Raw genomic sequence first — 26,258 nt, 5'->3', positions numbered from 1 at the left:
GACGCTAAAACACAAACAGCACCAACGCCATAAAACCTGTTTACCCCCCCACACTACAACCCCGCACGACAAACAAACCCGCAATCCCCGGTAGGTGGGCTGCTGCGGGCCGCCGAAAACGGCCGTCGAATCACTGCCCCGAGTCAACTACCGGGCGCCCTTCGCAACGCGCGACAGTGGCCATTGGGCCGTGAGAACCGCCGCTGGCCACGGCCCTGCCGTCTCACTGCCAAACGCTGGAACGTTAGACCCACTCCCGAACGCCTTTATCGCTGAGCAGGCCTCACCCCATACGCCACCATCGCCCCTTCCACTTGCTCGCCTTCCGTAGTCTCCGGATAGAACCGGTAACTTGGGGCAAGAATTGCCTCGACCTCATCGGCCCATACCTCAATTATGCCGTTGATCGAGAATTTACCTCCAGCCATATCTTCCAGCGGCGTCAGCAGCTCGCGATACCGCGGATCTGACGCCCACACTAGCTGCGCGCGCCCACGCACCTTGAAACCTTTCTGCACGAAAACGTCTATGAAGCTCACGCATGCGCGTTCCACGCGTAGTAAATTGCGGACGCTACCGGGCGAGGCGACATTCGCAATGATAAGGCGCTCGTCGTCATACGCTGTGAATATTTCCTTAGGGGAAACATTCGGCCAGCCCTCAGCGTCCACAGTAGCCAGCCAGCATAGGACGCTACGCTCCACGTACGACTTCACTTCATCTGAAAACATCGACAACCCCCTTTCAACGCCACCGGACCAACTCCAGCCCAACGTTTTCGCTTTGCTGCGCACCGGAACAGAGCACAGGTGCTCCCGCCAACAGATACTGGCTATGTGTCACATCCCGGATGATTGCGCTCTTCCCGGACGAACAGATGCAGATGGCTTTGCTGCCAGCCGTTGAGCGCTTGAATCGGTGTTCGGTGATGCAGCGCTCTCTGCGGGATGTGGTGATTGTACAGATGGCAATAGCGCTTGAGCGCCACGCCCTCTTCCGCGCTTCAGGGCGCTGACGATCTCGTGTTCGCTGCACCGGCTCTTGCGCATGATGACCTCCAGGTCGAGACCGCCATCATGCCGGAAGTTCTACTAATCCATGGAGGTAATCTACGGGAAGGGGACACGATCTCCCTCAACTGCGCAAAACCGTGGTCTGTCCCCGGTTTCCCTGTGCCTATATGTACTTACCTAATATTTTACTTTCTATAGGGTGAATAGAATCTTTTATTTCATTATTTTTTGACCGACTGACACTATATATATCTTCATAGGTCTCACATCCTTTAAAGTAGTGTGATATTTTTTTTACAATTTCATTAGGGAGACCAGAATCTCTTAAAATAATTTCATGATTTTCAGTAGTTCCATACTCTAGCTTAGCTATAACCATATCAAGGGCTATTAATGGTTGGTTTTTTTCTGCTGCCACAAAATTATAGACCTTAGAAAAAGTTTTAAGATACTTAGGCCATGAAAACTCAAAGTACTTGGACATTAAATCAAACACATATCTAATTCGAGAGTTGTCGTTCGCTCTTGCTTTTTGTACTGTGTCCGAACTTAGAAGCTCTTTAAACGACGGCGTGTAATAAATATAGTACTTCGTGAGACCGATAAGAATTGACTTTCCAATATCTGTATCGAAATTTCTACCTTTATCATGATCAGTGAAAAGATAATCGTAGCAACATGATAAAATATTATCCAGGCAATGCTTTAATGGTAGCTGCTCTTTAAAATAATAATTATCCAGATTTCCCCCCGCTCTTAGGTGATTAATTAATTCAATTTGTCCATCAACTTTCACAAACCTATTTTCTTTTATGATTAATGGATCAATTCCTAGCTCAGCAAGATCCTCAGAATGAGACTTTAAAAGTTCTCGTCTTGAATCTGGCACATCTTCACTTTCCAATTGAATTAAAGTTTCTAGTGAAGCATTTTCATTGTCTAGGTATTCAATTTCTACAGACGTTTCTCTATCATCATCTTCTTGCGTTTCAAGATGAAATACACGTCCGATAAAGTGTTGCATAAAACGTCCAGCGCGACCTTCTATGTTTTTTCTATCTAATGTTTTCAATAGGTCACCGGTACCAATTTTCTTGTCATAAATGACAACATTTTTTGCAGCTGAATTAATACCTTCAGTTAGGGAAGTAGTACAGAAAAGATAATTCAACCCATTGTCACTGTTATCATTGAATTCATCGACAATCAAGTCCTGAATGTGCCTTGGCATTGCACCATGATGAAAAGCTATTCCGCGCTTGATACAAGAAATCAAATCCCAGGTAGGCGATACAGAACTTGATAGATAATCAACGAGCTCTTTGTTATGAGGCTTTACCGGCCATGTATCTAAAAACTTTTTCGCGGTATCTTCTGCATATTGTTTCTGATATCGATATACTAAAAATTTACCATCAATAGACTCTTCCGACACTAATCTGAGTAGGTTTTTAAACTTATCCCCAATAATTCTAATAGATCCATTTTCTACATAGTGAAGCCCCTTATCCTTTTTGTTATCTAAAGCGTAGTAATCTTTTTGTACTATTTCTGTTGAATATTTTTTTAGTTCTACATTAAACCTTTCTCTGAAGTTTTTGCTGAAATCCGATATGTATGGACCTGCAAGATAAAAATCAGCATCGGTTTTCGCTAATCGGTAGAGAATGTCTGAAAATACCCTGAACCGATCATCATCAAGCTTATAATCTACTTTATAAATTTCGTCCATGACGAAAAAATCTATTTCAAAATTTGGATTTTCTTCAAAAAATGCTGATATTCTCTCTGGCGTTAAAACCAAGATATAGCTTTTACCTTTATCGACTTTAACTTTTGAGGATTTTGAGATTGTGTACCCTTCAACACTGCTTCTTAGTTCTTGATATTGTTCTGAGAGCAGAGAAACTGTGGGCATTATAAACGCAATATTCTTGTAATTGTTATGCAGGATGATTTCTCTAACAATTCGCGTTTTCCCAAAAGATGTTGGAGCACTGACTACCAACCTTTTATTTCTTTGAAAGGAGTCAAATATTTCTTTTTGAGGTCTTGTTAAAGTTGTATTGGTTTTTTGGCTGGTGTAAAAATTCCTAAGAAGATTATCTTGAAATGAAATATTTGGAAAGTAGGCCTCATTGTTCTTTTCCAAAAGATTATCATACAAGAAGATTCTTGATTTGACGATACAATCATGCAAAAGCTGCTGCACCATGTTGTCAGAAGAATTGTAATTAGCTACATGACATATTGCAGAAAGACATCGGCTATAATCGCGTTCATCTTTTGAATCAAGCAATCGATACACGTCAATAAGTAAATTTTCAATAATCTCTGTGCTGACTTCTTTCTTATCTCTTAATTTTTCAATGCCATAAGCTATTTGCTGGCTCATATACTAACTCCAATCAAAATTTCATGGCATTTTCAACAAGCTCAATATTTCGCTTTAAATCGGAAACCGATTCTAAAGGCACAACAAAAAAGACAATTTTTATGTTTTTCCTCTTCGGCCAGTCCTTGCTGTAAATATTTTTAAAGTTTTCTTCCAACTCAACACTTATTTTATCTTTGAAATCATCTGACTCAATATCACTATCTATTTTCCCAGAAAAATCCCTTATGCACTTGCTATCGTATGTGCACAAAACGGGGACTGCAATATCAACTTTATCTAATGATCTTGCTCCAGTAACATAACTTTTTAATAGCTCATAATTTTCTCTTTCAAGCTGCTTGTTTAGTTCTATTTCGCCCCCAAGTAACCTTAGCTCTGATTTTATCCTTTCTGAGTCATTCAGATGCTCCTGGAGTGATTTTAGAGCTGAAGTTATAGCGCTGCTAATGCTTTGATGGAACTTAGCTTCACCAAGCCATAGTGTTACGTTTGAATCACTAATGGAAAAGTGCGCACAATCAAACCCTTTGATTTGTTCTCTTGTAGTTGATCGTAATCTAGCTTTTGTAACAAACTTTGGGACGTCATAGAAAACACTTAAGATTAAATACAATAAAAGTTCGCCATAATCACCTTTTGAATTTCTATTTGCATCTGATATTCGTGTAAAACTGTTTTTGTTCCATTCGGATTTATCTATTGTCTCAATCTCATCTTCTGTAAGTGCAAAAAAAGGAACGGCATCTCTAATTAGACCAACCAGTTCATTCTGCCGGTACCTTCCGTCTTCATAATCAAGTGTAAAAGAAGCATCTTCTTCACCTGCTGATTGGATGCCAACTTCAACTTTGAAGATTTGATTGCATAGTCTTGTCTTAAGAGATGAGTCCATTTCTTATAGTTTACTCCTATCTATGTTTTTGCACAGAACGCCTCATGCAAGAACCGGGGACAGACCACGATTTCCACGCAGAAACCGTGAGTAATCTTCGTCGCGCGCGCTCTCCTTGGCATGGTTCCCTCCCTAGCTTCCTTGCCTGACGACGTATAGCCTACCACTTCCACGACCTCCCTCAACTGCGCAAAACCGTGGTCTGCCCCCGGTTTTCCTGTCCCCGGTTTTCTGCCTCTCATGAAGACCACCACTCGGCGTGTGCACTGAAGAATGCCTCCTTGGGTATGACACGAACGATTTCATGTGGGGAAACATTGCAGGTCAAATACCCTTCTTGCGAATGGAAATAAGCATCGGAATTCCTTTTTCGGTGGAGGATACTCAGCGCTTTAAGCGCAAAGGTCAGCTCACAGAATGTGTGCAACTGATTGGGATCAATTGACACTTCAACAACGACCGGACTGCCGATGGCTTCTAGCTTTGAGGTTATCGCTGCATGATGCGTCAGCGGCATGTAAATCGCCTCACCGCCGAAGCACCGGAAGAGGCGTTCCGTGCCGTCACTGACAACTTGATTTGGAGCCAAGCAGAACCAAAGGGAGCCATTACGCCCGTTGTCCTGAGCCCCAGCGAAATAAGTTTCCCACTCTTGATGCATGTGCTGAAGTTCGGCTGGGGAAAATAAGTAACCGTACCGGTTAAGGAATTCAGCCTGATGCTGTGTTCGGTTGAGGATCCGCAAACCATTGCGCAAGAAGAAGCCTGTCTCGGCTTCCTTCGTACAGTGGTAAGCCAAAATTCTGTTCTCACGAATGAACCCCTCAAGATCTTCAGCAATCGCGCGGAACGGCTGCGACTCGATCAGATTCTCCATGTACTTAGCTGAACGCAGCAGGCCTTGATGAGCGTCGATGCGCTCAATTATGGATTTCGGCCAAGCTTCATTAGAATCGATCCGCAAGAGCATGTGGAAAGCCCTAACGTTGGCCATCAGTCGCGCGAGGTACGAGCGTCAGCTGCATGACATGCTTCGGCGTGCTGCCGTTGTTGCACTTGATCATCCGCTAAACGCTTGAACGCGTCTTGAGAACTCTTCGATATTCGGCGGTGACTCGAACACGATGCTGAATGCGGGCAAGGATGCGATTCCTTTCTTTAGTGCCTTCCTGTCCACGCTCTCTAGCTCTGCTAACACACCGAGGAACTGGTGCACTCCCTTCCTAATCGGCTGCGTCCATCCATACATCATTTCGTGTACACCCTCAAAGTCCTCGGGTGGCAGGACTCCATGCCACTCAACCTCTGCATCTTTTGCGCAGGTGTACAGGGAGCTTAACGCCTCGACTTCTCGCCTCAGTTCTGGCAGAGCCTCTTCGTCTTTCGCGGAACCAATGGCGACCGGGATTTCTTGCGTACAAAGGAGCGCTGCGGAGTGAACCATCCGGAGTACCACTTCCGGACGCGTTTGAAGCCAAGTTAAATATTCGTCGTACTCCAGCTTCTGTGGCGGAATGTACTCGGCGCCCTTATCAATCCGAGACAGCGCGCCATCCGCTTCCTCGAGTCGATCTTCCAGCATTTGCTTCGCAAGGGCTGCATTCCAGCCACACCTCTGTTTCTGAAATATATCCTTGACGGCCTTACTTTCTCCGTGCAGTGGCGCCGGAACGTACTCGTGTTTTGCCGAATATGCTCGATAAAGAACTACTATGATTGCGACAACCAAAATCGGCACAGCCAGCTCGTCGATCGAGACCCTCCGGCCGCTCGCGACCATTAACACCTCTGCGACTGCCCATAGGGAAATCGCTACACTGGCAAAAGTTCCGAGCTGCTGCGGCAGCCAAGTACAGTAGTCCCAGCCGTGCTCGTACCAACGTTTCTCAGTGAAACTGATTTTATGTGAGCCCGAATACTGGCCGTCATCCTTAGACGCCGTCATCGATAATTCCTCGGTGAATCTCCTTCTGCCGAACGCCTGAGCTCAGCCGACGTCAGGCCGCACCGCGGCCTGACGTCGGCTGGAGCACCGTGTTGGGCATCGTTTCACTCATTGTTTTCGTAGTACTTCTTCACGAAGTATGGATTCCCTGTTTCGCTGAACTCAAACGACACTTTCTTAGCTTCGAACAGAAAGCAGTTGATGAGATCTGCGGCATTGACATTGAATAGCGCGACGTTGAAACCTCTGCCAAGAACGCTTTTGTAGGCGATGCCGTCGTATCCGTGGCGTCGGAAGGCCTCAGCAAGTATCTGCGTCGGCGCGTAATCAGCGGTGGAGTCGCCTGAGGTCACCGGTTCGGAAAAGGCTTGATCAATATCGCCCCATGTAGCCTTCTCGCGTTGAGCCGGTTCCGGCTCGTCAAGGAAGAAAACAAACCCACGACCGTGCTCGACGGAGCAGTCGACAAGAACAAGATCCCTCAGCGTCTTGAACTGCCCTACCGATATATACGACCCGATCCATGGCCGCACCTCAGCCATGGCTGTCTCCTTGTCTGTTGCCAAGTACAGACACGGTATGCCCTTTGGATTGACTCGGCCTTCACGCGCGGAGTGCGGTAGCGGCTTCATTCGTGCGGCGGAATATGGGCCAGGTACTTCGAACTCGTGTTCATCTTGCTGGATCGCGACCCAGTCATGACCATGCTGTGCTCTCCAAAGGACTCGGCCGGCTGGGAACGTCCGCTTGCGCCCTTCACTTGTTGCGACGACGGTCTTGAGAAACTCGTCAACTTGATCTTCAAAGACGTACCTCGCCCTGCTCTTGACGCTCTGTGCAAAGATTCGGTAGCTCTGCCAAGATGAAAACTCTGGCATTTTTGTCACCACTGCATTCGTTCACAATACCCAATGCCGCAATTCACTGGAGGCAAAACGTTTAGCGAGGAACGAGCGGCGCTTTTTGCCGTCCGTGTAAAATTGTCTTGTTAGGCGATTACAGCACATTGCTAGCAACATATGCCTGGCCTAGCAGGCCCGAAACAAATCCTAGCAACCCAAGGATTGACAAAACCCAAACAACCACCTCGACAAAGGTTGGGCTTCCCGGGGCATCGACGTTTTCCCCATTTAACTGCTTACGCCATCTCTCACCAAATGCGTAATCGCGGGCAATGATGGTTGTAAGTGCCAACACTAAAAATACAATTGAGAGGAAGAGCGCCCACCAAGACATTTTGAGTGAGCACAACAGGTCTGGATTTAACTCGGGGGCTTTTTCATTAGTAAATATGGTGATTGACAAGGTAAGGGCACCGCCAGCAAGAATAAAAATTGCTCTTACTAAAGAATCTGCCCGACGACGGACATCTTCCTGATGTGCGTTAAATATTTCTAAATCTGTCACCATTCTTTATCTCGCCTAACGTTGCCTTCACTGGCGGGAACGCAGCGGAGCGGAGTTCCCGTCCAAGTGAAAGGCATGGTTACATGATTGTGCCAACAGGACTGTATTCGTTCTTTCCAAGAGATTCATCTCGGAGATATAAGAACTTGCCAATATAACCTATATAGCGCTGAGCCTCTTTACCAATACCTCCTATTGTAAACAAGCGGGCAAGAGCCCTTGCAAAACGCTCTAAACGTGCAACTACTTCAATAGCAATTTCCTGTTGCGGTCTCTCTGAAGCTGGGAAATCTTCCATCTCTTTGATCAAGTCGGGGCGCTTAAGCAAAATATCGGTTTCAAGGCTCTCCCATTCCCTGTTGGGAGCATCTGTTGTGGGCTGCTTTCCGAGTACGACATCGAGATGATGGTAACGCGCGGCCTGTCCAAACCTACTCAGTATTGACAGGAACGACGATAATTCTTCAGATTCTAGGTATTCCAAATCTTCTTTCGCAACTGGTATTTGCTCCACATAATGGTCCAAAAAGCATTCTTCGCGAATTTTTTTAAGTAATAATTCAAGGTTATGACCCTTGCGACCAGAAGGAAGACCCTCTGGGTTTGGAAACTCACCTGTTTGTTCCAGTATTCGAAGACAGAGCATGACTTTCATGAGTCTTTCAAAACCACTGGCCAGAGTCAGGAGGGGGAGATGATAAAAATCATTTGCACCATCGAGCTTTTGCAACTGGCCTAATCCAGCATGAATCAGTCGAACTGCATTCAACAACTCTTGGTCTATGGCGAGTTTCTGCTTAATACTGGGCGCCATTATTCCTTACCGTGTAACCAGCTAATAGACGGACGTCGTCCGCGTTATAACACGGACGACGTCCGCATAATGCGCGTGAGCCAAGCCCCGTTGCTGTCTGTGCGGGATGGCTGCGAAGCGGCGCTGGCCCGGCGTTCCGGCATCCGCAAACCACCGCATGCGACACGTGGAAGGCGTGATAGGCGGACACTTGCCGCGACGCACGCTTGCGCGTCACGGGTCAGCGAGGTGCTGTACATATATACGGCAGCCGATGGAGGTGCGATGGAATGTCACGGAAGAGCTCTCCTTTTCTCGATCGTGTCCGTGCCGCGATCCGGGTGCGCCACTACAGCATTCTTACGTGAAGAGACGTGCCTGGGGCTTGATCCTTCGGGTCATCCTGTACCATGACAGGCGCCGCCCGCAAGATATGGGCGACGGAAGTCGTGGCATTTCTCTCCGATCTGGCGGCCGCTGGAAGTATAGCCGCGGCGACGCAGAATCAGGCGCTCAACGCGGCGGTGTTTCCCGTGGTCCGCGACCCACCGGAGTCAGGGCTAACGATCCAACATCGACCGGTGGCGCCGGTGCGTTCAAAGACCGTGCGAGCGTCGGCATTGTTCTATTCCGGCATCGCGTGGATATCGGCCTAACCGACGCGGGGCGGTCCACCCTACTCCTCATCCCCTGCTATCCGCACTCCGAGCACCGCGGCGACGATCGCAATGACGAGATGGTAACTAACCGCAAACCAGAATAACTGGGGCTCGTCTTCGCGCGACTGCCACAAAATGTCCGCTTCATAGCGCCCCGTCCCACCAAGTGTGGGGATTTCCCCCGTGAGCAATCCATACGCTACCGACCCGATAAGGACCACCGTGAGGCCGGCCAGGAATATGCTCCCTCCGAGATCCTTTCCGCTCATACATTCCTCCGAACGTCAGGGGTCATACAGGGGGCCAGCCGGATCGGGTCTGACAATCCGGAACCGACTCGTACCGTCGCTCGGCACGGCTCACCGCACGTGGCGCACACCGAGGTGATCGGCGATTCCACGCATCCCTGTAGCCGGACGTGCGAAAGCCTCCTGGTACCAGTTTTACCCTGGCGGACCCGCCTTCTCACCGTCCGGTGTTGGAATGTCAGCACCTACCCCGGACATCGACCCTATTTCTGATTCAGCGACGACCTATTGGTATCCCGGGTCCGCGATATTGAGCACCTCCAGCAGGTTGGCCAACGTCGCACTCACGTCGTCGCGCCGCCAGACGATGCCTGTCTCCAGGATCGGTGGCGCGCTCTGCAGGGGCACGTAGCGGGTGCCGGTACGGGCGAGGTGCCGCAGCGATTCGGGCACCAGGGCAATGCCCAGGCCGGCCGATACCAGACTGATGATGGTCTGCATCTGGATCGCGTGCTGCGCGATCTCCGCATGGCCGCCGCAGTCCCCGTAATAGTTCGTGACCAGTTCATAGAAGGCGGGGGCGACATGGCGGGGGAAGACGATGAGCGGTGACGCCGTCACGGCTGCCGGAGAGAGTCGGCCGTCGGTGAGCGTCAGGCGCCCGCTGTCGAGCCACTGTTCGGGCACCGCGGCGATGAGCGGTTCGGAGATCAGCCGGCGGTAGGTGAGCGGGTCGGGCAACGCCCCATGGGCCGGCGGAATGAGGATGCCGGCATGGCTTTCTCCGCGCAGCAGGGCGGCGATCTGCACGTCGCTGGTGGCCTCGGTTAGCGCAAGAACCACGTTCGGGTACAGCGCCCGGAACTCCCTCACCAGATTGGGCAGGAGGCTGTAGTCGGCCGTGCTCACGAACGACAGGTCCAGCCGGCCGGTTTCGCCGCGACGAATGCCACGGGCGGTCTCCGGCAGGGCGTCAACCGCCGCCAGGGCCGCGCGCACGGGCTCGAGCCATTGCGCGGCGAACGGGGTCAGCGTGACGCTGCGTTTGGTCCGCACGAACAGCGCCGTGCCCAGCTCGTGCTCCAGCGCCATGATCGACTGGCTCAGCGGTGGCTGCGTCATGTGCAGGCGCTCGGCGGCCTTGCCGAAATGCAGCGTCTCGGCCACCGCCACAAATTGCCTGAGCCGACGTACATCCATACAAATATCTGCAGTGAATTATTCGTGACTAATTAATATATTTCAAAAACCTTTCCAGGGAAAATACGCTACGGCCTGACGACAACCTGGAGGACGACCCATGCCCGCCTATCGGTCCCGAACCAGCACGCACGGCCGCAACATGGCCGGTGCCCGTGCCCTGTGGCGTGCCACCGGCATGCGGGACGGCGACTTCGGCAAGCCCATCGTGGCCGTTGCCAACAGCTTCACTCAGTTCGTGCCGGGGCACGTGCATCTGAAGGATATGGGTCAGCTGGTCGCCGGCGAGATCGAGGCGGCCGGCGGCGTGGCCAGGGAGTTCAACACCATCGCGGTCGACGACGGCATCGCCATGGGCCACGGCGGCATGCTGTACTCGCTGCCTTCGCGGGAGCTGATCGCCGACAGCATCGAGTACATGGTCAACGCCCACTGCGCCGATGCGCTGGTCTGCATCTCCAACTGCGACAAGATCACCCCCGGCATGCTCATGGCGGCCATGCGGCTCAACGTCCCGACGGTGTTCGTCTCGGGCGGGCCGATGGAAGCGGGCAAGGCGGTCGTCAAGGGCGGCAGCCGCGCCTTCGACCTGGTCGACGCCATGGTGGTCGCCGCGGACGACAGCTACACCGACGAGGACGTGGCCACCGTGGAACGCTCCGCCTGCCCCACCTGCGGGTCGTGCTCGGGCATGTTCACCGCCAACTCCATGAACTGCCTCACGGAAGCGCTGGGTCTGGCGCTGCCCGGCAACGGGTCGATGCTGGCCACCCACGGCGACCGCGAGGGGCTGTTCCGGCAGGCGGGGCAGGTGATCGTCGATCTGGCCCGGCGCTGGTACGAACAGGACGACGGCTCCGTGCTGCCGCGGGGCATCGCCACCCGCGGCGCCTTCGAGAACGCGATGAGCCTCGACATCGCCATGGGCGGCTCGACCAACACCGTGCTGCATCTGCTGGCGGCGGCGCGGGAGGCGGAGGTGGCATTCTCCATCGCCGACATCGACCGGCTGTCGCGCCACGTGCCCTGCCTGTGCAAGGTCGCGCCGGCCAAGGCCGACGTGCACATGGAAGACGTTCACCGGGCCGGCGGCATCATGGCCATCCTGGGCGAGCTGGCCCGGGCGGGGCTGGTCGACACCGGTCTGCCCACAGTGCACGCACCGACCCTTGCCGACGCCCTGGCGCGCTGGGACGTCGTAGGCACGGCCGACGAGACCGTGCGGACGTTCTACCGTGCCGCACCCGGCGGCGTCCCGACCCAGACGGCGTTCAGCCAATCGGCGCGCTGGGAAGCACTCGACACGGACCGCGAACGCGGCGTGATCCGCGCGGCCACTCATCCGTTCAGTGAGGACGGCGGGCTCGCCGTGCTGTTCGGCAACCTGGCGCCGGAGGGCTGCATCGTCAAAACGGCCGGCGTGGATGAGTCCATTCTGGTGTTCGACGGCCGCGCCCGGGTGTTTGAGAGCCAGGAAGCGGCCGTGGCCGGCATCCTGGGCAACGAGGTCTCGGCGGGTGACGTGGTCATTGTGCGGTACGAAGGCCCCAAGGGCGGCCCCGGGATGCAGGAAATGCTCTACCCCACCAGCTATCTCAAATCCAGGGGACTGGGCAAGGACTGCGCGCTGGTCACGGATGGGCGATTCTCCGGCGGCAGCTCCGGTCTCTCCATCGGCCATGTCTCGCCGGAAGCGGCCGAGGGCGGTCTCATCGCGCTCATCGAGGACGGCGACGCGATCATGATCGATATCCCCAACCGCGTCATCCGGCTGGATGTGGACGACCAGACGCTGGCCTCCCGCCGTGCCGCCATGGAGGCCAGAGGCAGCGAGGCCTGGAAACCGGGGAACCGCTTCCGCAACGTCTCGCCCGCGCTACGCGCATACGCAGCGCTGGCCACCAACGCCTCGCGCGGCGCCGTTCGCGACGTGGCGCAGGTGGAATCGTAACGGTCCGGAATACGGGTGGCCGCGTGGCGGCCGCCCGTCTCACACGGGCCGCCCCAGGCCACCCGGGGTCACGCCCGGGGCCACACGCCCGGGGTCAAGTCTAACAATCCAACATCGCCGCCTACCGTCGCACGGCACCACTCACCGTCTGTTGTGCACGCCGAAGTGATCGGCGATCCCACACACCCCCGTGGCCGGACGTACGGAAGCCTCCCGGTACCGTGCTGCACCCTGGCGGGCCAGCCTTCTCACCGTCAGGTGTTGGAATGTTAGAGTCACCCCCGGCGTGCCGGTGAACGGCCCCGGGCGTATCGGGTGGGCGCTTGCGGCGCAGGGGATGAGGCGCTCGACCGGGCCTCAGGTCATCGCCCCACCCCACCCCGTATCAGCGAGGCAAGCGTCGCCGCCGCTTCGGCCTCGCTGCAGTTGCCGCGCACCATCGCGGCCGAGATCGCATCCCCCGCGCCGATCAAGGCGATACAGCGCCGCTCGAGCTCCGCGTCGGTCAGTTCGCAGTATGGCTTCAGCGCAGCCGCGAAAAGCTGGACGTAGTTGTCGAGCAGCTCCTGGTAGACCGCCTCTTTCTCGTCGCTCCCCGTCAGCGCGGCCCCGATGGCATGCCACTCGCCGCTGGTGTCGGCATGGCAATGCACATGGGCCGCCGCGAGCAGCGACGCCGTCTCCTCGAAGCCTCGCTCCTCGGTCGTCAGCGTCTCGCGAAGCGCGTCCGACTGCCGGTGGTCAATCAACCTGTACAGCTCGATCAACAGCGTCGAGCGCGTGCCGAAATGATCGTAGGCGACCGGCTTGGAGACCCCGGCACGCGCAGCCAGGTGGCCCAGCGTGAGCCGGTCGGCCCCCTCTTCGCGCACGATGAGCTGCGCCGTATCCAGCAGCTGACGCCGCCGTTCCGGCGCGGAAAGCCGCCGGCTGCCCGTTCGCGCCTTTGCCTGTTGCGTCTTGCGATTCACGGCCCGCCCTGTCCCATGTGCTCGGATACGTTGAAAACCTACCATTAGTAGGTTAATGTTCCCGACAACCTACTATAAGTAGGTTTCTGTCACTCAACCCGGAGATCCCTCATGTCAGTCGCCCCCATACTGCTCATTGGCGGTGCCGGCATCGTCGGCCGCCACACGGCGCGTTTGCTGCGCGACACCCACCCGGACACCCCCTTGCTGATCGGCGGGCGCAACCTCGCCAAGGCGCAACGCACGGCCGCCGATATCGGTAATGCCGAAGGCGCGACGGTCGATATCACCGCCGATGATCTCGGGCTCGGCGGGCGGCCCGTCAGCGCCGTCGCGATCTTCTTCACGGATACGACCACCGCCGCACTCCGTTTCGCCCAGCGGCATGGCGTACCTTACATCAGCATCTCCCCCGCCATGTACGAAACCGGGCCCGAGGTCGCGGCCTACATGCATCGCCCGGACGCCGCACCGGTGGTTCTGGGTACCGAGTGGCTGGTCGGTGCGACGATGACCCCCGCGCTCGGGTTCTCCGAGGCGTTCCGTCATGTCGACACCATTCGCATCGGCGCCCTGCTGGATGAGCAGGACGAAGGCGGCCCGGCCTCCTTCGACGATCTGGAGCGCCAGACGCAGGCCATTCCCGCCGTGCAGGTTCGGCGACAGGGCGCCTGGGTCTGGCGCCGCGGCGACGACCTCCAGACCACCTTCCGCGCCGCCGACGGCACGGCGATGGGCGCCACGGCCCTCTCGCCCAATGACGTCTTTGGCCTCGCCACCGCCACCGACGCGCCGAACGTCGAGTTCAACCTGGCCATTGGCGTGAGCTCCAGCCGCCGCCGCGGCGAGCCGATGTCCACCGAAATCCTCATCGAACTTGCCGGAGAGAGCCACGCCGGACAACCACTGCGCTCCCGCCACGCGGTGATCCATCCCGACGGACAGATGCCGCTGACGGGGCTGGGCGTCGCCCTGGTTCTCGAACGCCTCCTCGGGCTCGACGGCAAACCGCCCACACCGGCCGGGCTCTACTTTCCGCAGCAGTTGCTCGACCCGGCAGGCTACTTCGAACGCTTCCGACAGGCCGGCGGGCAGATAGTGGCGCTCGACGCGCAGTAGTGGCCAGGGATGGATGACGACAACGGCCACTGCCCGCCGGGGCGTGGCCTGCTCCGCCGGCGAGGGGACCGAGAGCATCGACTGGCTGTTGAAGTAGTCGAGCACTTCCCCGTCGGCCGCGAGATGCTGGACGAACGCATGCCCCGCCGCCGCGACGCGATGCTGCGTGACCGGCTGGCCGGGATCGGGCGGCAGCAGGGGTGATGGGGTTACCGAAGCCAGCGGGGCAGGCTTCAGGCGAACCGGAAATCACGGGCGCCAGACGGAGAGACCGGCATACCGTGCGCCGAACTTCCCCGACCCTCGACCCCCTGTCACCGGCGGGAAATGAGGTCATGGCCTCCGAACCCCCCACTTCACGAGGCCGTCGAACACCCGGTGCATCTGCCGGGTATGGTGTTCTGCGCCCTTGAACCGGCCGTCTTCCAGGAGATCGAAAAGATCGGGAATGTGCACCGCATCGCGCAACGGTGACATGCGCAACTCGAGGAGAACGAGCCGAAGCTGTTCGATGGCGCGTTCGCCGCCGTTCACCCCATAGGCGATGAACCCGGCGGGCTTGTCTACCCACTCCGCGTACAGGTAATCCAGCGCGTTCTTGAGTACGGCCGTGTAACCATGGTTGTACTCGGGGCTCACGAAGACGAACCCGTCGCCGCGAGCGATCTGATCGGCCCAGCGCCGCTGCAATGGATCCTCGTAGTCACCGATGATCGGTGGTTTCGGGAGGTCATACATCGGCAGCTTCCACTCCCGCAGATCCACGATCTCGGTCGTGATCTCCTGATGCTCCGCCGCAACGGCCTGTGCCCACTCCGCGATCGCCAGAGCGTTCCGACCCCGACGGATGCTGCCCACGATGATCTGTATATGCATGAGACCACTCCGGTGTGTTTCGTGTGAACACGGGAACGACGTCGTCAGTACTGCAGCGCAGGGTCATAGACGGTCGCCGTCACCGTGATGCCCCGCGCCTGCCAGTCCGCCATCCGGTCGATGCCCCGTTCCCGCCGTTCCTCGTAACCGGCGCGCAGGGCGTCGCGCCAGTCGTCCTCACGTTCCCATCGGGCCACGTTGACAAATCGGAAATGCGCGTCGGTCTGTGCGCTGCGGTACAGGGTGCCGTCGATGAATCCCGGCTGACGGATCATGAAATCCTTGTCCTCGTTCCATTCGGCGAGGAAACGGTCGACGACTTCCCAGGGCACCTCGAAAACCGCGATCAGCGTGACGGCCATGCGTGTCTCTCCGGTTGCGCGGGTTTGCATGCACGGGGGGCACAGATACGGCATGTCTTCGCTTCGCCCGTGCGTCGATGTGGCGTGGTACGGTAACGAACGTTCCGTAAACGGGACTAGACAGGAAAAACGGAAAACACTGTTCCATAAATGGAATGGACGAGGATGCCAGATCTCAACGACCTCTACTTCTTCGCCGCGGTCGCCGAGACCGGCAGTTTTACCGCTGCGGCGCGCGCCCTCGGCATGCCGAAGTCGACCCTCAGCCGTCGAATCGCGCGCCTGGAAGACACGCTTGGGATTCGACTCCTGCGCCGCTCGACCCGACAACTCACCCTGACTGACACGGGGCGCGCATACCACGAGCGTTGTCGCGACCTGGTAAGCGCAGCGGGGGCTGCGCAAGGGGTGGTCCGCGAAGTGCACGAGGAGCCCAGCGGGCGAGTCCGGGTGACCTGTCCGATCACCATTGCGCAGGTTCTCCTGGCGCCGGTGATCCCGGAATTTCTCGAACGCCATCCCCACGTTTCACTGCAGATCGACGCCACCGGGCGGCCCGTCGACGTCGTGGGTGAGGGCGTGGACGTGGCCCTGCGCGTGCGTCATCGACTCGAGGACTCCTCGCTGGTGATGCGCGAGTTCGCGCTGAGCGCGCCGGTGGTCGTCGCCAGCCCGTCGCTCCTTGATCGCGAAGGCGAGCCCTGCCGGCCGGACGACCTGTCGCAGATGCCGACCGTAGGCATGGAGCGCACGGATGGGCGCTGTTCCTTTCCGTTCGAGGATCGCGACGGGCGCATGTCGCCGGTGCATGTCACGCCCCGCGTGGTGACCGACGACCTGCGGATACTGCGGGAGCTCGCGGTGAAGGGGGTGGGTTTTGCCGCCCTGCCCCGCTACATCTGTTGGCCGGAGCTCATGGATGGCCGGCTAGTGCAGGTGCTCGCCGACCGCTCAATGCCGGCCGGGCGCATCCACGCCGTCTATCCGTATCGGCGCGGCCTGGACCCGGCCGTGCGTCATTTCATCGACTTCCTGGGCGAACGCTTGCCCGAGGTCGCCGACACCCTGGGCGTCCGGCCGGACTGATGTCCGCACGCCGTCAGGACCTCCGTGTCGCGGCGAGGCGCATGACTGCGATCAAGCATGCTCCCCGGGTGTTTCGGCGTGTGCCTCACGTGAGTCCGATGGGGCTTCGCGCCGGTCGTGCATGCCGTAGTCCCGGACCACCTCGGCGACCCGGAGGCGATAGTCGGCGAAGATCGTCTCCCGGCCCGCTTCCTGGATACCGCGATGCGCCTGCGTATTCCTCCACTCCGTCACCGCCGCCTCGTCGCGCCAGAACGACAGGGAGAGGACCCGGCCCGGCTGTGACAGACTCTCGAACCGCTCAATGGACAGGAAGCCATCAACGTCCTCGAGTTGCGGTCGCAGCAAGGCCGCCGCATCGAGATAATCCTGGTAACGTTCCGCGTGCGGTAGTGCCTCGAATATCACTGCTATCATCGAACTCTCCATGCTGGGGCGGGCGACGGCGGTTCACTCGCGCCCGGTAAAACACCCCGAACCCGTCCCGGGCGGCGCTCGCGAATGGGCCCGGGCGGGTTTCGGCAACAACGCGAGGAAACGGTAGCACGGGGCCATGCGGGGATTGTTTCGATCCGGATCGAACCATGAGTGAAGGGCCCAATATCGTCCGGGTGGCCGCGCTGATCGGGGATAACGCGCGCGCGGAGATCCTGACGGCGTTGATGTCCGATCGCGCGATGACGGCGACCGAGCTTGCGCATCTCTCCGGCGTGACCAGGCAGACCGCGAGCTTCCATCTCGGAAAGCTGCTCGAGGAAGGGCTCGTGGTGGTCGATCGCCAGGGGCGGCATCGCTATTTCCGTATAGCCGGGTCCGATGTCGCGGAGCTGATCGAGTCGATCATGGGTGTGGCCTTCCGTTCGGGCGGCAAGCGACCGGTGACCGGCCCGCGCGACCCGGGGCTTCGCCGGGCGCGCATCTGCTACGACCACCTTGCCGGTGAGGTGAGCGTCGAGCTGTATGAAGCAATGCTTCGGCACGACGTGCTGCGAAACGACAACGGCGGCATTTGGCTGACCGACCGTGGTCGGCGTTGGTTCGGTTGCCTGGGGGTCGATACCGATGCCCTGGATTCGCGTAAACGAATCTTCTGCCGTCCCTGCCTGGACTGGAGCGAGCGCCGGCACCACCTGGCCGGAGCGCTGGGCGCGGCGCTCCTCGGAAGACTGCAGGCCTTGGGCTGGGCGGCAAGGACGCCCGATTCCCGTACCGTCACATTGACTCAAGAGGACGAGGAATCGCTCTGGGCGATGTTCACCCGGGCCACCTGATCTTCCGGGGCAAATCGGGATCCCAGTCCCAAGCCGCGGTATGTGCCGTACGAGGCAGGCGTTCGCGGGCGGTAGCCTCGCGAACGGTTGAAGGCATCTGTCACGCGCCCTGCTGTTTGCCCGTCATCACCGCGATGCTGGCCCCGACGAGCTTAACCACCAGTTCCTTCGGGATGGCACGGTCCAGCGGGAAACTGATGATCGCCTTCGTCACGGAGAACCCCGCCACGTCCTGCTCGTGATCCGTCAGCACCGGGGGGCGGACATGCAGACGCACGCAACGCTTCCGGAAACTGAACCAGGCGAACATGCCGTTATAGTCGTACCCTTCATAGCAATAGCCCGGCATCCGGAAATAGCTGACGGTCTCGACAGCACCGGGGGCCGCGTCATGGATGGCATCCCGGATTTCCCGAAGCCGCGGGCGCGCCTCTTCCGGGCACTGTTCAATATAGTCCTCGACCCCGCCGGGAACGATGGGCTTCGACTTCGCGGATTTTCTGGCTGCCACGATGGACCTCGTGTTCCGTGATGTATCGTGTCACCGTGAGCGTCCCCGCCCGAACGACTCCACGCCCGGCGCGCCGGCGACGATGATGATCCGTGCGTGCGTTCGACTTATGTAATTAGCATTCTGCATTCACGGTGATCGCCACATCAGACGGTATGCTGAGCGAGATTCCATAGCATGAACGCTCCCTCTCCGTCGGGCAACAAGCCTCGGGGTCTGACAGCTCTACCACGACAGGAAGGGTCTGACCCCTTAAGGAAACGATATTCCTATTAGCCCCATCCAGTTCTCCCCAGAAGGCCACCATTCCCCCGGAATATGTTTCGCACTTCAACCAGCAAGTTTTTTTATCGACAGAGCAGCTATCATCCACGATTTCAGCCAGCACCAGTTCCATTTCGGTTCACCTATACATAAGGCCGCGCCCTTATACGTAACGCGGGGATTACCAGCGGCTATGGGCCGCCGGCGGAATGGCGGTCCGGTTCAGTGCCCTGTTGAGCGCGCACTCATGAAAACGAAAACATATTGATAAGCAGCCCGTTCGGATCCGCGACCATGAATCGCTTCATTCCGAATTCCTCAACGCATATATCTTGCGCCAGCTCGAAGCCACGAGCCTTCACCGCAGCGTATGTACTCTCAATATCTTCTACCTGCACGGATATGATCACGCCCTGTGCAGGGCGCTGGAAAGGCTGTGGCGTAAACTCATGGTCGAGCCGCATGATACCGATTTGCAGCTCCGGTTTTTCCGGCGATGCCATCTGGATATACCAGCCCTCGTGCTCAAAGCCAACGACAAAACCGAGTAGCTCTCTATAGAACTCCCGGGTCTCTTCCATCTTGTGAGTGCAGATATTAGGAAGCAGCCTTGTAACGGCGATATCCTTATTCATGGTTTACCTGCTTGGTTTAATGGGATCTGGGCGTCCAATGCCCGGGCTAAGCCGCCGGGGGAAGCGCAGCGGAGCACCGGTCGGCTTGAACCTCTGGTTATATGCCACTTCTTGTTTGCTCAAGCACGCGCGTGAGCCGATCAAGATTTTGCTCATTTGCTGGGCCTGCTCTTTCTTTGACGACCTGAGCAGTTTCAGCATCTTCAAACACCTGGTTCCAGGTTACGCGCGTTCCATGATCTTCAGCAGTGAGCTCAATTGTGAGCCGGAATCTTGGTGGGCAGTCATGGTGAATAACTATTTTCGAATTGGGTTCAAGTGCTTCGAACGTGCTCTCGTTCTGATAGTTAGTTCCGTCTGGGGCATGCATTACGAACTTCCAGCGCCCACCTTCTATGAAATCATGAATCTCGAAGGTATTCGAAAAGCCCTCAGGCCCCCACCACGCAGCCAGCAATTTCGGCGACGAAAATGCCCCATAAATTTCTTCTGCGGAAAAAAGCAGCGTTCTGGAGGTGCGTAGTGTTCTGTCGTCAGTCATGCATGGAACTCCAGGTTGAGCGGGATTCGTGACGTATAACGCCGAGGATTGAGGCGCGTGTGAAAGCGCACGGTGACCTGCCCGGGTGAATTGGACACGTTCATGCAGCTAGTCTCCGGAATACGGCCGGCGATTGAAACCCCAACGCCGAGTGTAGCCGACGCCTGCTGTAGAACCGAAGGTAGTCGTCGACGTGGCTGATCAGCGTGGACACGGATTGTTGCGGGCGGCGCTCGGTGACGTCGGACTCGGCCTTCAGCGTGCCGAAAAACGACTCGACATCGACGTTGTCGTAGCAGTACGCCCGGCGGCTCATGCTCTGTGTCAGGTGATGGCGGGCCAACAGCACCTTGAAGCTGTTGGCCGCGTATTCGATGCCCTGATCGGAGTAGAAAAGCGCCCCACGGCGCGGGCCGTGGCGCTGCAGGGCGTTGGAGAGTGCCGCACGGGTCAGCGCTGCGGTGCACCGCTGCGAGGTCGCCCAGCCAAGAACCTGCCGGGTGTATTGGTCCATCACGACCGCGAGAAACAACCAGCCGCGTTGGGCGGGGCCGCCCGGGGGTCAGGTCTGACAATCCAAGATCGACGCATACCGCCGCACGGCACGACTCACCCACTCGACTCTGTCCTCTACCATGGAGTTACGCCTCGGGGCCGTGACAGAGTGGCAACTCTCGGTCGCCGACGAATCGGGGCAGTGTATCAACGACATCAAACCACGGGATCCGTTCTTCGTAGAAATCGTGCTGTGTCGGGTTGAAGGCTTCGGGTCGGTCGAACGTGCTGATGTGCAGGTCGATGATATTCGTGTCCGGGAAGCGCTTCGAACGGGCCTCCCACGTTAGCGATGTGCCGCAGTCGGCACAAAAGGCACGTCGAACGCCGGGTGAGGATTCGTAAAACTTCCTTTCACCCTTCGTGAACTTGATCTGTTCCTCGACGAAGATCACCAATGTAACTACCGGTGCACCCGTGTGCCGTCGACAACTGGAGCAATGGCAATTTACGACGATCTTGGGTTCGCCCTTTGCTTCGTATCGGATCGCCCCGCACATGCATCCGCCCTTGTGTGGTGAGCTTATTTCCACGATCGGTACCTCTCATGCAGCGATTTTCTCGACGCGGTTCTTGTGTATTCGTCGCCTAACGCCAACCATCAATCGGAAAACCCGAGAAAACCCGAGAAAACCCGGACGAAAACCCGGGACAGACCACGATTTCCACGTAGAAACCCTGAGTAATCTTCGTCGCGCGCGCTCTCCTTGGCACTGTTCCCTCCCTGGCTTCCTTGCCTGACGACGTTTAGCCTACCACTTCCACGACCTCCCTCAACTGCGCAAAACCGTGGTCTGTCCCCGGTTTTCCCCCCTTGTCCCCGGTTTTCCCCCCGGTTTTCCCCTCTAGCTTCTACGCCCGACTTCTCGCCGATGTATCCCGAGATGACCACAACAAGAACGTGCGAACTTTTCTTTTCCAATTCCCCGATTCGCTCCCAAAGGAACTCATACTTCTCGCTCCGCTCGCAGAGGAACTCGAACATTTCGCGCTTAACCAGATCCCAGTATTTCTTTTCCGGTCGGTGATCTTCTTCGGACAGAAGAAAACGTCGTGGTCGGTTGGCTGATGCCTGTGGCGGTACTGGGCCGCCACGCCACATATACCGGGCAACATCATCAATATTGTCGACTGCCCCGACCTCCCACGCCATCAACGATGTGGCTTCGTACGTGAGGTCATCCGTATCGATAAAATTTAAAAGCTGTTGAGCGTTCATTTTCTATGCATAACGTTCAAGGTAAGCCGCGCCCGCACGGCGTCGGCTTGGGCCGCTGGTTAGGCGTGCTAGATTTCATTTATGCGGCCTTTGTACGTCGGATAGTCAGAAATAGCTCGATCCTTGTAGCCTTGCGCCACCACTAACCTTGATACCTGTGCTGGCTCAAACTTCATATTCCCATACTTACGCCACTCTTGTTCCATATAAAAATTATCAGGATGGTTGTGTGGTAGCTCTGAGTTAAAAGGCTTGATGAACGCCAGAAAGTCCTTGAGAAGCATGCTGTGGACCACAGATATTGCAGATTCAGGGGTCGTTGGGGCTTGACCTAAGCTCCGACTAACTGGTGACGGGCCTTGTTTGCCATAGACCTGGACATTGAACCCCTTAACGATAGCTTCGATATCGCGCAGAAGGGTCAATCCGTTGATCGACTGCCAATCATCAGACCGCATGGGTATGTACATGACTGGGCGCGCACCATACTTTATGAGGAGCCAACGAGGGAGAGCTAAACCGAACTTACCATATTTGCTGACATGCGTGGATAGGGCGTCGAACGGTATGTCCGCATAGCAAGTGACAGTGGGGACAATTAGTTCTTCGGTTTCTAATCGATTGTCCCAGGTTGCTGTATATCCGGTTTGGCCCCAACTGCCATCGTGTGGCGGGTGCGAGATGCAGCCACTCCGCAGGACTAGGCCAAGCCTCCTGTAATTCTCTTCGTCATCTTGGGGCGATGAGTGCCCTACGAAATGGAACAACTCGTCGGACGCATATTGGGTGGTCAATGCTCGATGTCCTTTTTTTGCGCCTAACGCCCGGCTCACGCGCCGGTTTGGAGCCGCAAAGCGGCGGAAAATCGGTCGCCTTGCAGCCTATTGTTAAAACTCTTGGCCTCCAGTGTCGATGACCATAATTCTTTTTGGATAGCCGCCAAACTCCGATTTATAAAGATCGTCTGGGAGGTTGGCAATATTTCCGGTCTCTTGAAAATACGCCAAATGATCGGGTAGTGATTCGAACTTTTTATAGCCTTTATCCTCAGGCAAAAAACCATTCGGGTATTTGGCCAATCGAGAGTCTAAAATGCCTGGGCATAAGAGGCATTGCCACGGTTTTGCGGACGAATCGTTATGCAGCGCCTCAAACGATTTATCTTGCCTCCGCTTGTGGGCCTCCTTCACTATCCGAAGAGGAACAATAGTACACCCCATCTGTTCTAGCTCTGGATTGTATGTACAATGCCAGCGGCCATTAAGCTGGTTCTGATCAATAGCGTTATAGAAACAATACAACGGGATTGCCCCAGTTGATTTTGAGAAGTCCTCTAAAATCTCAATCTGGAATTTAGTAGCACCCTTATGTTTATGTCTGAGGCGATCATACTTTCCGGAATTCAAGTACATTCTCTTTGCTTGAACTGCGTAGCGGTACCAGCCTTTTGCGTTGCAGCCAATCCAAAACTCCCAGTCGAAGCCTTTTTCTCTTTCCTCGTGCTTAGTAGGTTTGTCCACACGAAAGAAGTATAGGCTTTCCCTTTTTATTTCAAGCAAATTTATATCGGTTAGCGTCTCTTCAGACTGAACACAGTCTAGCTCGTGACCGTGCTGCATTCGGTAGAACGTATCCTTTGCGAGTCTTCGGAGAAGGTCGAAGCTTGTCTGATATTGGCTCATTACTTCCCTTAGAGGTTTTAACGCATGGGTTCAGCGGCGTTTGAGGCGACGCCCGTTTTTGCGGCAGCAAAAAATGGATGGCGGGTCAAACATCCGCCGCAACGATTTGTTATGTGCCTGTACGCCACACCCCGAACAATTAGGCCCTTCCTGAGTGAACAACATCGATAGCTCGCTCAACAAACTGTCGTAATTCACCATCTATGATCTGTACTTGATCGGCAGAAGGATTAGTGTCGTGATGAAACTGGCCGGCATAACTATTAATTTCAGTCAACTCATCAATGATGTTCTGAGCGTAAACAAGTGGACTGTCTTGCGGGGCGTCGTTAATTGCATCGATGACCTGCCCGAAAAGCAAGCCGCTATTTATCAACCCCGGAAATCTCCGATGCAGGTACCCTTCAAGCATGGGCCTGATTGATCTAGCCACCTCCATGCTGCTCTGTGCCGCCCCATTCAAATACTCACCTAATACCCTATGACATTTGAAGTACGCGCTTTCACACTCCTTATCAAGGTCTATCGCATCAAAATTGCTATAACGGTTTGCGACAGTTCTTAACTTCACACACGCGACGTCTTGCGGCGGGCTAGTTCGCAAAATTTCATCTCTCAGGCTCCGCATGAAATGAATATCGTGCATCAGCACGATTAGTTGCTTGCAGTTCTCGTGAACTCGCTTCAATATCAAACGCGTCTGCTGTTTGCGATTGAGGTCAAGGCTGCACATAGGATCGTCAATGACAATGACTTTATTCGCCAAATCAGTATCGGACTCGACAGACGCGATGAAAAACGCAAACGCCAACGTCCGTTTATCGCTTTCGCTTAATGACGTTTTGAAGTCTGGTATGCCTCCGGCCAATTCAATATTGGACCCTCGCATGTGGAGGTTGTAACTGCTCCTTAATCCACCCCTATAATTAAAATCTATGTTAGGAATTGAGAATTGCGCACCGAAAGCACTGAGCAGCTGATTTATCCTATCTTTGTAGCGCTCTAGCGTCGTCTGCATGATCGCATTCAACGCGTCCTTTTTATTCTGCTTCTCGGCCTTTGTGTCGGCTTCCCGCGCTATCGCTGCATCAAGTTGGGAGAACAGATCGAGGACATCCTGCCGATGTCGAGTCTTCGCCATTTCCAAATTGGCAATGGCCTGGCGCAGGCCATCCAGATTCACTGCGGCCAAGCTCGCCTTGTAGGCCGTGATCAGGTTAACCGCATTGTCTATACCGTCGTTACAATACCTTACTATTCCAACGAGTTCACCCCAGATACTAATCAGTTCATTCTTCGCGTCATCGGAACCTACGGATTCAAGCAGATTTTCCTCTTTAGTGAGCCTTAGAGCATCGAGACGCTCTCTTATTGCAGTCAGATTTTCCTTGGCGGCCTCGCGATCAAATTCCGGAGGGGGTATTTCAACATGCTCTTGCCAACCGTCGATAGTCGCACTAGCCGTAGAAAAACTTGCCTGCAATCTATCAACAATTGCTTCAGGTGCAGAACTAGATATAAGTCGTGGCAGATCAGCTACAGATGCCTTCAGTTCGTTATAGTCCTCATTGAAATAGCTGCGATAGGCTTGTATGAGCTCAACCCCTTGGAGCGGCTGATCGCAATATGGGCAACTTTCTGTCTCTCCATATGCATGGCCATCACTGATCCATCTTTCGAGATTCGGCTTCGCGTGAGCGTCTAAATGTTGTTTGACGCGCTGTTCAGCGGCCAGGTCAATATCGGACAGGGAGCTTCCAAAGATGCGAAAGATTTCAGTAACGTCAAAAGCAGGCTCGTCAAGTTTATTAGGCAATGCCTTCGCCTGAATTAAGCCTATGTTTTGTGCTTCGACAATCCGTTCGTTTAATTCTGCGATCTGGTTATCGGCATCCGGCACTTCCGCTAGTTCCCGAAACTGCTGAAGGGACAATCCTTGGTGAAAGCCGCTTAGCTGAGACGTGAGATCTCTTACCAACTGCGATGCTGCTAACGCATCATTGTCCGCCTGGTCATACTCACGTTGAGCGTTCACCGCACTAGTTCCTAGCGCAAATTGAAGAAGGTTTTTCCGCTGATCTGTACTTACCTGACCTCCGGCGTATACGTTCTTCTCCACAAAGTCTGCATCGAATACCAGAAGTTCTGGACGTGGGTTGTTCCAACTGGCGTTTGCGAACGAGGACTGCTGCCCATTCGAGAATTGAAGAAGAACATCGGGCTGGCAGTTGCCATCTATCGTTCTTCGGCGACGTATCAAATCTGGATCATTTGAAGCGCAAGATCGAAAGATGGATGCAAGAGTTGATTTGCCTACTCCGTTATCAGCGTAAAAAAGAGTTGCCTTCTTTAGGGAATGCTGTCGGCCATCCGCATCATGAAGTAGGCCAATTCCCTTAACCCGGTGGATTCTTTCAAGCATTACTTAGCCGCGCCTCCCCAATCACTAGTCATTCAGTTCGCACCATCACCCAACAGGCACATAACGGCCAGCTTGAGGCGCCGAGGGAAGCGCGCCAGTGACCTTGCCCGGCTGAATTGGACACCTCTTCGTTTCTGCAATTGATGAGGTGATCCATGAAATACCGCCGCTACGACGACATGTTCAAGGTTGAAGCCGTTGAGCTGGCGCTGCAACCGGACATCCAGATCCAGGATGT

The 26,258-nt window shown here is 55.4% G+C and carries 29 protein-coding genes and 2 pseudogenes; 5 read left to right on the top strand and 26 right to left on the bottom strand.

The genetic code is table 11. From position 1 onward, the window contains the following. Positions 1-266: 266 nt before the first annotated feature. The 11 genes and pseudogenes from ACEZHJ_RS02500 to ACEZHJ_RS02450 form a co-directional block, all read right to left on the bottom strand. Entirely contained in the window at positions 267-731 is a 465-nt protein-coding gene (locus ACEZHJ_RS02500) for a pyridoxamine 5'-phosphate oxidase family protein (protein WP_163138965.1), read from the bottom strand. Positions 732-832: 101 nt separating this feature from the next. Further along, positions 833-976: pseudogene (locus ACEZHJ_RS02495) on the bottom strand (IS481 family transposase); the annotation flags it as partial. Positions 977-1,176: 200 nt separating this feature from the next. Continuing rightward, the gene (locus ACEZHJ_RS02490; RefSeq protein WP_163138964.1) at positions 1,177-3,408 is read right to left on the bottom strand and encodes a DEAD/DEAH box helicase; all 2,232 of its coding nucleotides are present in this window, start codon (positions 3,406-3,408) and stop codon (positions 1,177-1,179) included. Positions 3,409-3,421: 13 nt separating this feature from the next. Further along, positions 3,422-4,303 (bottom strand): DUF1837 domain-containing protein, encoded by an 882-nt coding sequence (locus tag ACEZHJ_RS02485; protein ID WP_163138963.1) that lies wholly within the window; start codon positions 4,301-4,303, stop codon positions 3,422-3,424. Positions 4,304-4,541: 238 nt separating this feature from the next. Next, on the bottom strand, positions 4,542-5,273 hold the full coding sequence (locus tag ACEZHJ_RS02480) for a hypothetical protein (protein ID WP_163138962.1): 732 nt from the start codon (positions 5,271-5,273) through the stop codon (positions 4,542-4,544). Positions 5,274-5,363: 90 nt separating this feature from the next. After that, positions 5,364-6,248 carry a hypothetical protein gene (locus tag ACEZHJ_RS02475; protein ID WP_163138961.1) on the bottom strand — a complete coding sequence of 295 codons (885 nt, stop codon included), beginning with the start codon at positions 6,246-6,248 and terminating at the stop codon, positions 5,364-5,366. 104 nt (positions 6,249-6,352) lie between these two features. Continuing rightward, a complete protein-coding gene (locus ACEZHJ_RS02470; protein ID WP_163138960.1) occupies positions 6,353-7,126 on the bottom strand; it encodes an RES family NAD+ phosphorylase in 774 nt (257 codons plus the stop codon). 118 nt (positions 7,127-7,244) lie between these two features. Continuing rightward, positions 7,245-7,658: a hypothetical protein gene (locus ACEZHJ_RS02465; RefSeq protein WP_240466089.1), complete on the bottom strand. Its 414-nt coding sequence runs from the start codon at positions 7,656-7,658 to the stop codon at positions 7,245-7,247. 76 nt (positions 7,659-7,734) lie between these two features. Further along, positions 7,735-8,469, bottom strand: coding sequence for a hypothetical protein (locus tag ACEZHJ_RS02460; RefSeq protein ID WP_163138959.1), 735 nt, complete (start codon positions 8,467-8,469; stop codon positions 7,735-7,737). 655 nt (positions 8,470-9,124) lie between these two features. Next, positions 9,125-9,376, bottom strand: a complete 252-nt coding sequence (locus ACEZHJ_RS02455) for a hypothetical protein (protein WP_163138958.1) — start codon at positions 9,374-9,376, stop codon at positions 9,125-9,127. Positions 9,377-9,640: 264 nt separating this feature from the next. Beyond that, the gene (locus ACEZHJ_RS02450) at positions 9,641-10,555 is read right to left on the bottom strand and encodes a LysR family transcriptional regulator (protein WP_163138957.1); all 915 of its coding nucleotides are present in this window, start codon (positions 10,553-10,555) and stop codon (positions 9,641-9,643) included. A 100-nt stretch (positions 10,556-10,655) separates the two neighbouring features. On the opposite strand from ACEZHJ_RS02450, the gene ilvD reads away from it, so the two are divergent. Further along, positions 10,656-12,506, top strand: coding sequence for a dihydroxy-acid dehydratase (gene ilvD, locus ACEZHJ_RS02445; RefSeq protein WP_163138956.1), 1,851 nt, complete (start codon positions 10,656-10,658; stop codon positions 12,504-12,506). Positions 12,507-12,868: 362 nt separating this feature from the next. On the opposite strand, the gene ACEZHJ_RS02440 is transcribed toward ilvD, so the two are convergent. After that, positions 12,869-13,477: a TetR/AcrR family transcriptional regulator gene (locus ACEZHJ_RS02440; protein WP_205599726.1), complete on the bottom strand. Its 609-nt coding sequence runs from the start codon at positions 13,475-13,477 to the stop codon at positions 12,869-12,871. 111 nt (positions 13,478-13,588) lie between these two features. Between ACEZHJ_RS02440 and ACEZHJ_RS02435 the strand changes: the two genes are divergently transcribed. Together ACEZHJ_RS02435 and ACEZHJ_RS02430 are read left to right on the top strand one after the other, a co-directional pair. Further along, the gene (locus ACEZHJ_RS02435; RefSeq protein WP_163138955.1) at positions 13,589-14,596 is read left to right on the top strand and encodes an NAD(P)-dependent oxidoreductase; all 1,008 of its coding nucleotides are present in this window, start codon (positions 13,589-13,591) and stop codon (positions 14,594-14,596) included. Positions 14,597-14,605: 9 nt separating this feature from the next. Further along, positions 14,606-14,800 carry a hypothetical protein gene (locus ACEZHJ_RS02430; RefSeq protein ID WP_163138954.1) on the top strand — a complete coding sequence of 65 codons (195 nt, stop codon included), beginning with the start codon at positions 14,606-14,608 and terminating at the stop codon, positions 14,798-14,800. Between the two features lie 129 nt (positions 14,801-14,929). Here the strand turns inward: ACEZHJ_RS02430 and ACEZHJ_RS02425 are convergent, their stop codons facing one another. Together ACEZHJ_RS02425 and ACEZHJ_RS02420 are read right to left on the bottom strand one after the other, a co-directional pair. Next, positions 14,930-15,472, bottom strand: coding sequence for an NADPH-dependent FMN reductase (locus tag ACEZHJ_RS02425; RefSeq protein ID WP_163138953.1), 543 nt, complete (start codon positions 15,470-15,472; stop codon positions 14,930-14,932). 44 nt (positions 15,473-15,516) lie between these two features. Next, positions 15,517-15,834 carry an antibiotic biosynthesis monooxygenase gene (locus ACEZHJ_RS02420; protein WP_163138952.1) on the bottom strand — a complete coding sequence of 106 codons (318 nt, stop codon included), beginning with the start codon at positions 15,832-15,834 and terminating at the stop codon, positions 15,517-15,519. Positions 15,835-15,999: 165 nt separating this feature from the next. Between ACEZHJ_RS02420 and ACEZHJ_RS02415 the strand changes: the two genes are divergently transcribed. Next, a complete protein-coding gene (locus ACEZHJ_RS02415; RefSeq protein WP_163138951.1) occupies positions 16,000-16,920 on the top strand; it encodes a LysR substrate-binding domain-containing protein in 921 nt (306 codons plus the stop codon). A gap of 51 nt (positions 16,921-16,971) precedes the next feature. On the opposite strand, the gene ACEZHJ_RS02410 is transcribed toward ACEZHJ_RS02415, so the two are convergent. Beyond that, on the bottom strand, positions 16,972-17,337 hold the full coding sequence (locus ACEZHJ_RS02410; RefSeq protein ID WP_163138950.1) for an antibiotic biosynthesis monooxygenase: 366 nt from the start codon (positions 17,335-17,337) through the stop codon (positions 16,972-16,974). Positions 17,338-17,504: 167 nt separating this feature from the next. Between ACEZHJ_RS02410 and ACEZHJ_RS02405 the strand changes: the two genes are divergently transcribed. After that, a complete protein-coding gene (locus ACEZHJ_RS02405) occupies positions 17,505-18,191 on the top strand; it encodes a helix-turn-helix transcriptional regulator (RefSeq protein WP_163138949.1) in 687 nt (228 codons plus the stop codon). Between the two features lie 100 nt (positions 18,192-18,291). Here the strand turns inward: ACEZHJ_RS02405 and ACEZHJ_RS02400 are convergent, their stop codons facing one another. From ACEZHJ_RS02400 to ACEZHJ_RS02350, 11 genes and pseudogenes are all read right to left on the bottom strand, one after another. Further along, positions 18,292-18,702 carry an iron chaperone gene (locus tag ACEZHJ_RS02400; RefSeq protein ID WP_163138948.1) on the bottom strand — a complete coding sequence of 137 codons (411 nt, stop codon included), beginning with the start codon at positions 18,700-18,702 and terminating at the stop codon, positions 18,292-18,294. Positions 18,703-18,817: 115 nt separating this feature from the next. Further along, a complete protein-coding gene (locus ACEZHJ_RS02395; protein WP_163138947.1) occupies positions 18,818-19,099 on the bottom strand; it encodes a hypothetical protein in 282 nt (93 codons plus the stop codon). 112 nt (positions 19,100-19,211) lie between these two features. Further along, complete coding sequence (locus tag ACEZHJ_RS02390) at positions 19,212-19,601, bottom strand: VOC family protein (RefSeq protein WP_163138946.1); 390 nt, start codon at positions 19,599-19,601, stop codon at positions 19,212-19,214. 97 nt (positions 19,602-19,698) lie between these two features. Beyond that, entirely contained in the window at positions 19,699-20,142 is a 444-nt protein-coding gene (locus tag ACEZHJ_RS02385; protein WP_163138945.1) for an SRPBCC domain-containing protein, read from the bottom strand. 100 nt (positions 20,143-20,242) lie between these two features. Next, positions 20,243-20,680 (bottom strand): annotated as a pseudogene (locus ACEZHJ_RS02380) (transposase); the annotation flags it as partial. 103 nt (positions 20,681-20,783) lie between these two features. Continuing rightward, positions 20,784-21,197: a GFA family protein gene (locus ACEZHJ_RS02375; protein WP_163138943.1), complete on the bottom strand. Its 414-nt coding sequence runs from the start codon at positions 21,195-21,197 to the stop codon at positions 20,784-20,786. A gap of 101 nt (positions 21,198-21,298) precedes the next feature. Next, positions 21,299-21,916: a hypothetical protein gene (locus ACEZHJ_RS02370; RefSeq protein WP_163138942.1), complete on the bottom strand. Its 618-nt coding sequence runs from the start codon at positions 21,914-21,916 to the stop codon at positions 21,299-21,301. A gap of 68 nt (positions 21,917-21,984) precedes the next feature. Continuing rightward, positions 21,985-22,710 carry an abortive infection system antitoxin AbiGi family protein gene (locus ACEZHJ_RS02365; protein ID WP_163138941.1) on the bottom strand — a complete coding sequence of 242 codons (726 nt, stop codon included), beginning with the start codon at positions 22,708-22,710 and terminating at the stop codon, positions 21,985-21,987. Positions 22,711-22,803: 93 nt separating this feature from the next. Next, on the bottom strand, positions 22,804-23,535 hold the full coding sequence (locus tag ACEZHJ_RS02360; RefSeq protein ID WP_163138940.1) for a DUF6615 family protein: 732 nt from the start codon (positions 23,533-23,535) through the stop codon (positions 22,804-22,806). A gap of 202 nt (positions 23,536-23,737) precedes the next feature. Beyond that, positions 23,738-26,020, bottom strand: coding sequence for an AAA family ATPase (locus ACEZHJ_RS02355; protein WP_163138939.1), 2,283 nt, complete (start codon positions 26,018-26,020; stop codon positions 23,738-23,740). Positions 26,021-26,052: 32 nt separating this feature from the next. Continuing rightward, on the bottom strand, positions 26,053-26,258 hold a 206-nt coding region (locus ACEZHJ_RS02350), incomplete at its 5' end, for a hypothetical protein (protein ID WP_375036203.1).

Source organism: Arhodomonas sp. KWT2 (genome assembly GCF_041949875.1).
Lineage (GTDB): Bacteria > Pseudomonadota > Gammaproteobacteria > Nitrococcales > Nitrococcaceae > Arhodomonas > Arhodomonas aquaeolei.
The sequence above is the reverse complement of the archived record's forward strand: the minus strand, read 5'-3'. Positions and strand labels throughout refer to the sequence as shown.

Coding starts and splice junctions, on each gene's coding strand:
- ACEZHJ_RS02500 (WP_163138965.1), bottom strand. CDS start 731: ATGTTTTCAGATGAAGTGAAGTCGTACGTGGAGCGTAGCGTCCTATGC.
- ACEZHJ_RS02490 (WP_163138964.1), bottom strand. CDS start 3,408: ATGAGCCAGCAAATAGCTTATGGCATTGAAAAATTAAGAGATAAGAAA.
- ACEZHJ_RS02485 (WP_163138963.1), bottom strand. CDS start 4,303: ATGGACTCATCTCTTAAGACAAGACTATGCAATCAAATCTTCAAAGTT.
- ACEZHJ_RS02480 (WP_163138962.1), bottom strand. CDS start 5,273: ATGCTCTTGCGGATCGATTCTAATGAAGCTTGGCCGAAATCCATAATT.
- ACEZHJ_RS02475 (WP_163138961.1), bottom strand. CDS start 6,248: ATGACGGCGTCTAAGGATGACGGCCAGTATTCGGGCTCACATAAAATC.
- ACEZHJ_RS02470 (WP_163138960.1), bottom strand. CDS start 7,126: ATGCCAGAGTTTTCATCTTGGCAGAGCTACCGAATCTTTGCACAGAGC.
- ACEZHJ_RS02465 (WP_240466089.1), bottom strand. CDS start 7,658: ATGGTGACAGATTTAGAAATATTTAACGCACATCAGGAAGATGTCCGT.
- ACEZHJ_RS02460 (WP_163138959.1), bottom strand. CDS start 8,469: ATGGCGCCCAGTATTAAGCAGAAACTCGCCATAGACCAAGAGTTGTTG.
- ACEZHJ_RS02455 (WP_163138958.1), bottom strand. CDS start 9,376: ATGAGCGGAAAGGATCTCGGAGGGAGCATATTCCTGGCCGGCCTCACG.
- ACEZHJ_RS02450 (WP_163138957.1), bottom strand. CDS start 10,555: ATGGATGTACGTCGGCTCAGGCAATTTGTGGCGGTGGCCGAGACGCTG.
- ilvD (WP_163138956.1), top strand. CDS start 10,656: ATGCCCGCCTATCGGTCCCGAACCAGCACGCACGGCCGCAACATGGCC.
- ACEZHJ_RS02435 (WP_163138955.1), top strand. CDS start 13,589: ATGTCAGTCGCCCCCATACTGCTCATTGGCGGTGCCGGCATCGTCGGC.
- ACEZHJ_RS02430 (WP_163138954.1), top strand. CDS start 14,606: ATGGATGACGACAACGGCCACTGCCCGCCGGGGCGTGGCCTGCTCCGC.
- ACEZHJ_RS02425 (WP_163138953.1), bottom strand. CDS start 15,472: ATGCATATACAGATCATCGTGGGCAGCATCCGTCGGGGTCGGAACGCT.
- ACEZHJ_RS02420 (WP_163138952.1), bottom strand. CDS start 15,834: ATGGCCGTCACGCTGATCGCGGTTTTCGAGGTGCCCTGGGAAGTCGTC.
- ACEZHJ_RS02415 (WP_163138951.1), top strand. CDS start 16,000: ATGCCAGATCTCAACGACCTCTACTTCTTCGCCGCGGTCGCCGAGACC.
- ACEZHJ_RS02410 (WP_163138950.1), bottom strand. CDS start 17,337: ATGATAGCAGTGATATTCGAGGCACTACCGCACGCGGAACGTTACCAG.
- ACEZHJ_RS02405 (WP_163138949.1), top strand. CDS start 17,505: ATGAGTGAAGGGCCCAATATCGTCCGGGTGGCCGCGCTGATCGGGGAT.
- ACEZHJ_RS02395 (WP_163138947.1), bottom strand. CDS start 19,099: ATGGAACTGGTGCTGGCTGAAATCGTGGATGATAGCTGCTCTGTCGAT.
- ACEZHJ_RS02390 (WP_163138946.1), bottom strand. CDS start 19,601: ATGAATAAGGATATCGCCGTTACAAGGCTGCTTCCTAATATCTGCACT.
- ACEZHJ_RS02385 (WP_163138945.1), bottom strand. CDS start 20,142: ATGACTGACGACAGAACACTACGCACCTCCAGAACGCTGCTTTTTTCC.
- ACEZHJ_RS02375 (WP_163138943.1), bottom strand. CDS start 21,197: ATGTGCGGGGCGATCCGATACGAAGCAAAGGGCGAACCCAAGATCGTC.
- ACEZHJ_RS02370 (WP_163138942.1), bottom strand. CDS start 21,916: ATGAACGCTCAACAGCTTTTAAATTTTATCGATACGGATGACCTCACG.
- ACEZHJ_RS02360 (WP_163138940.1), bottom strand. CDS start 23,535: ATGCAGCACGGTCACGAGCTAGACTGTGTTCAGTCTGAAGAGACGCTA.
- ACEZHJ_RS02355 (WP_163138939.1), bottom strand. CDS start 26,020: ATGCTTGAAAGAATCCACCGGGTTAAGGGAATTGGCCTACTTCATGAT.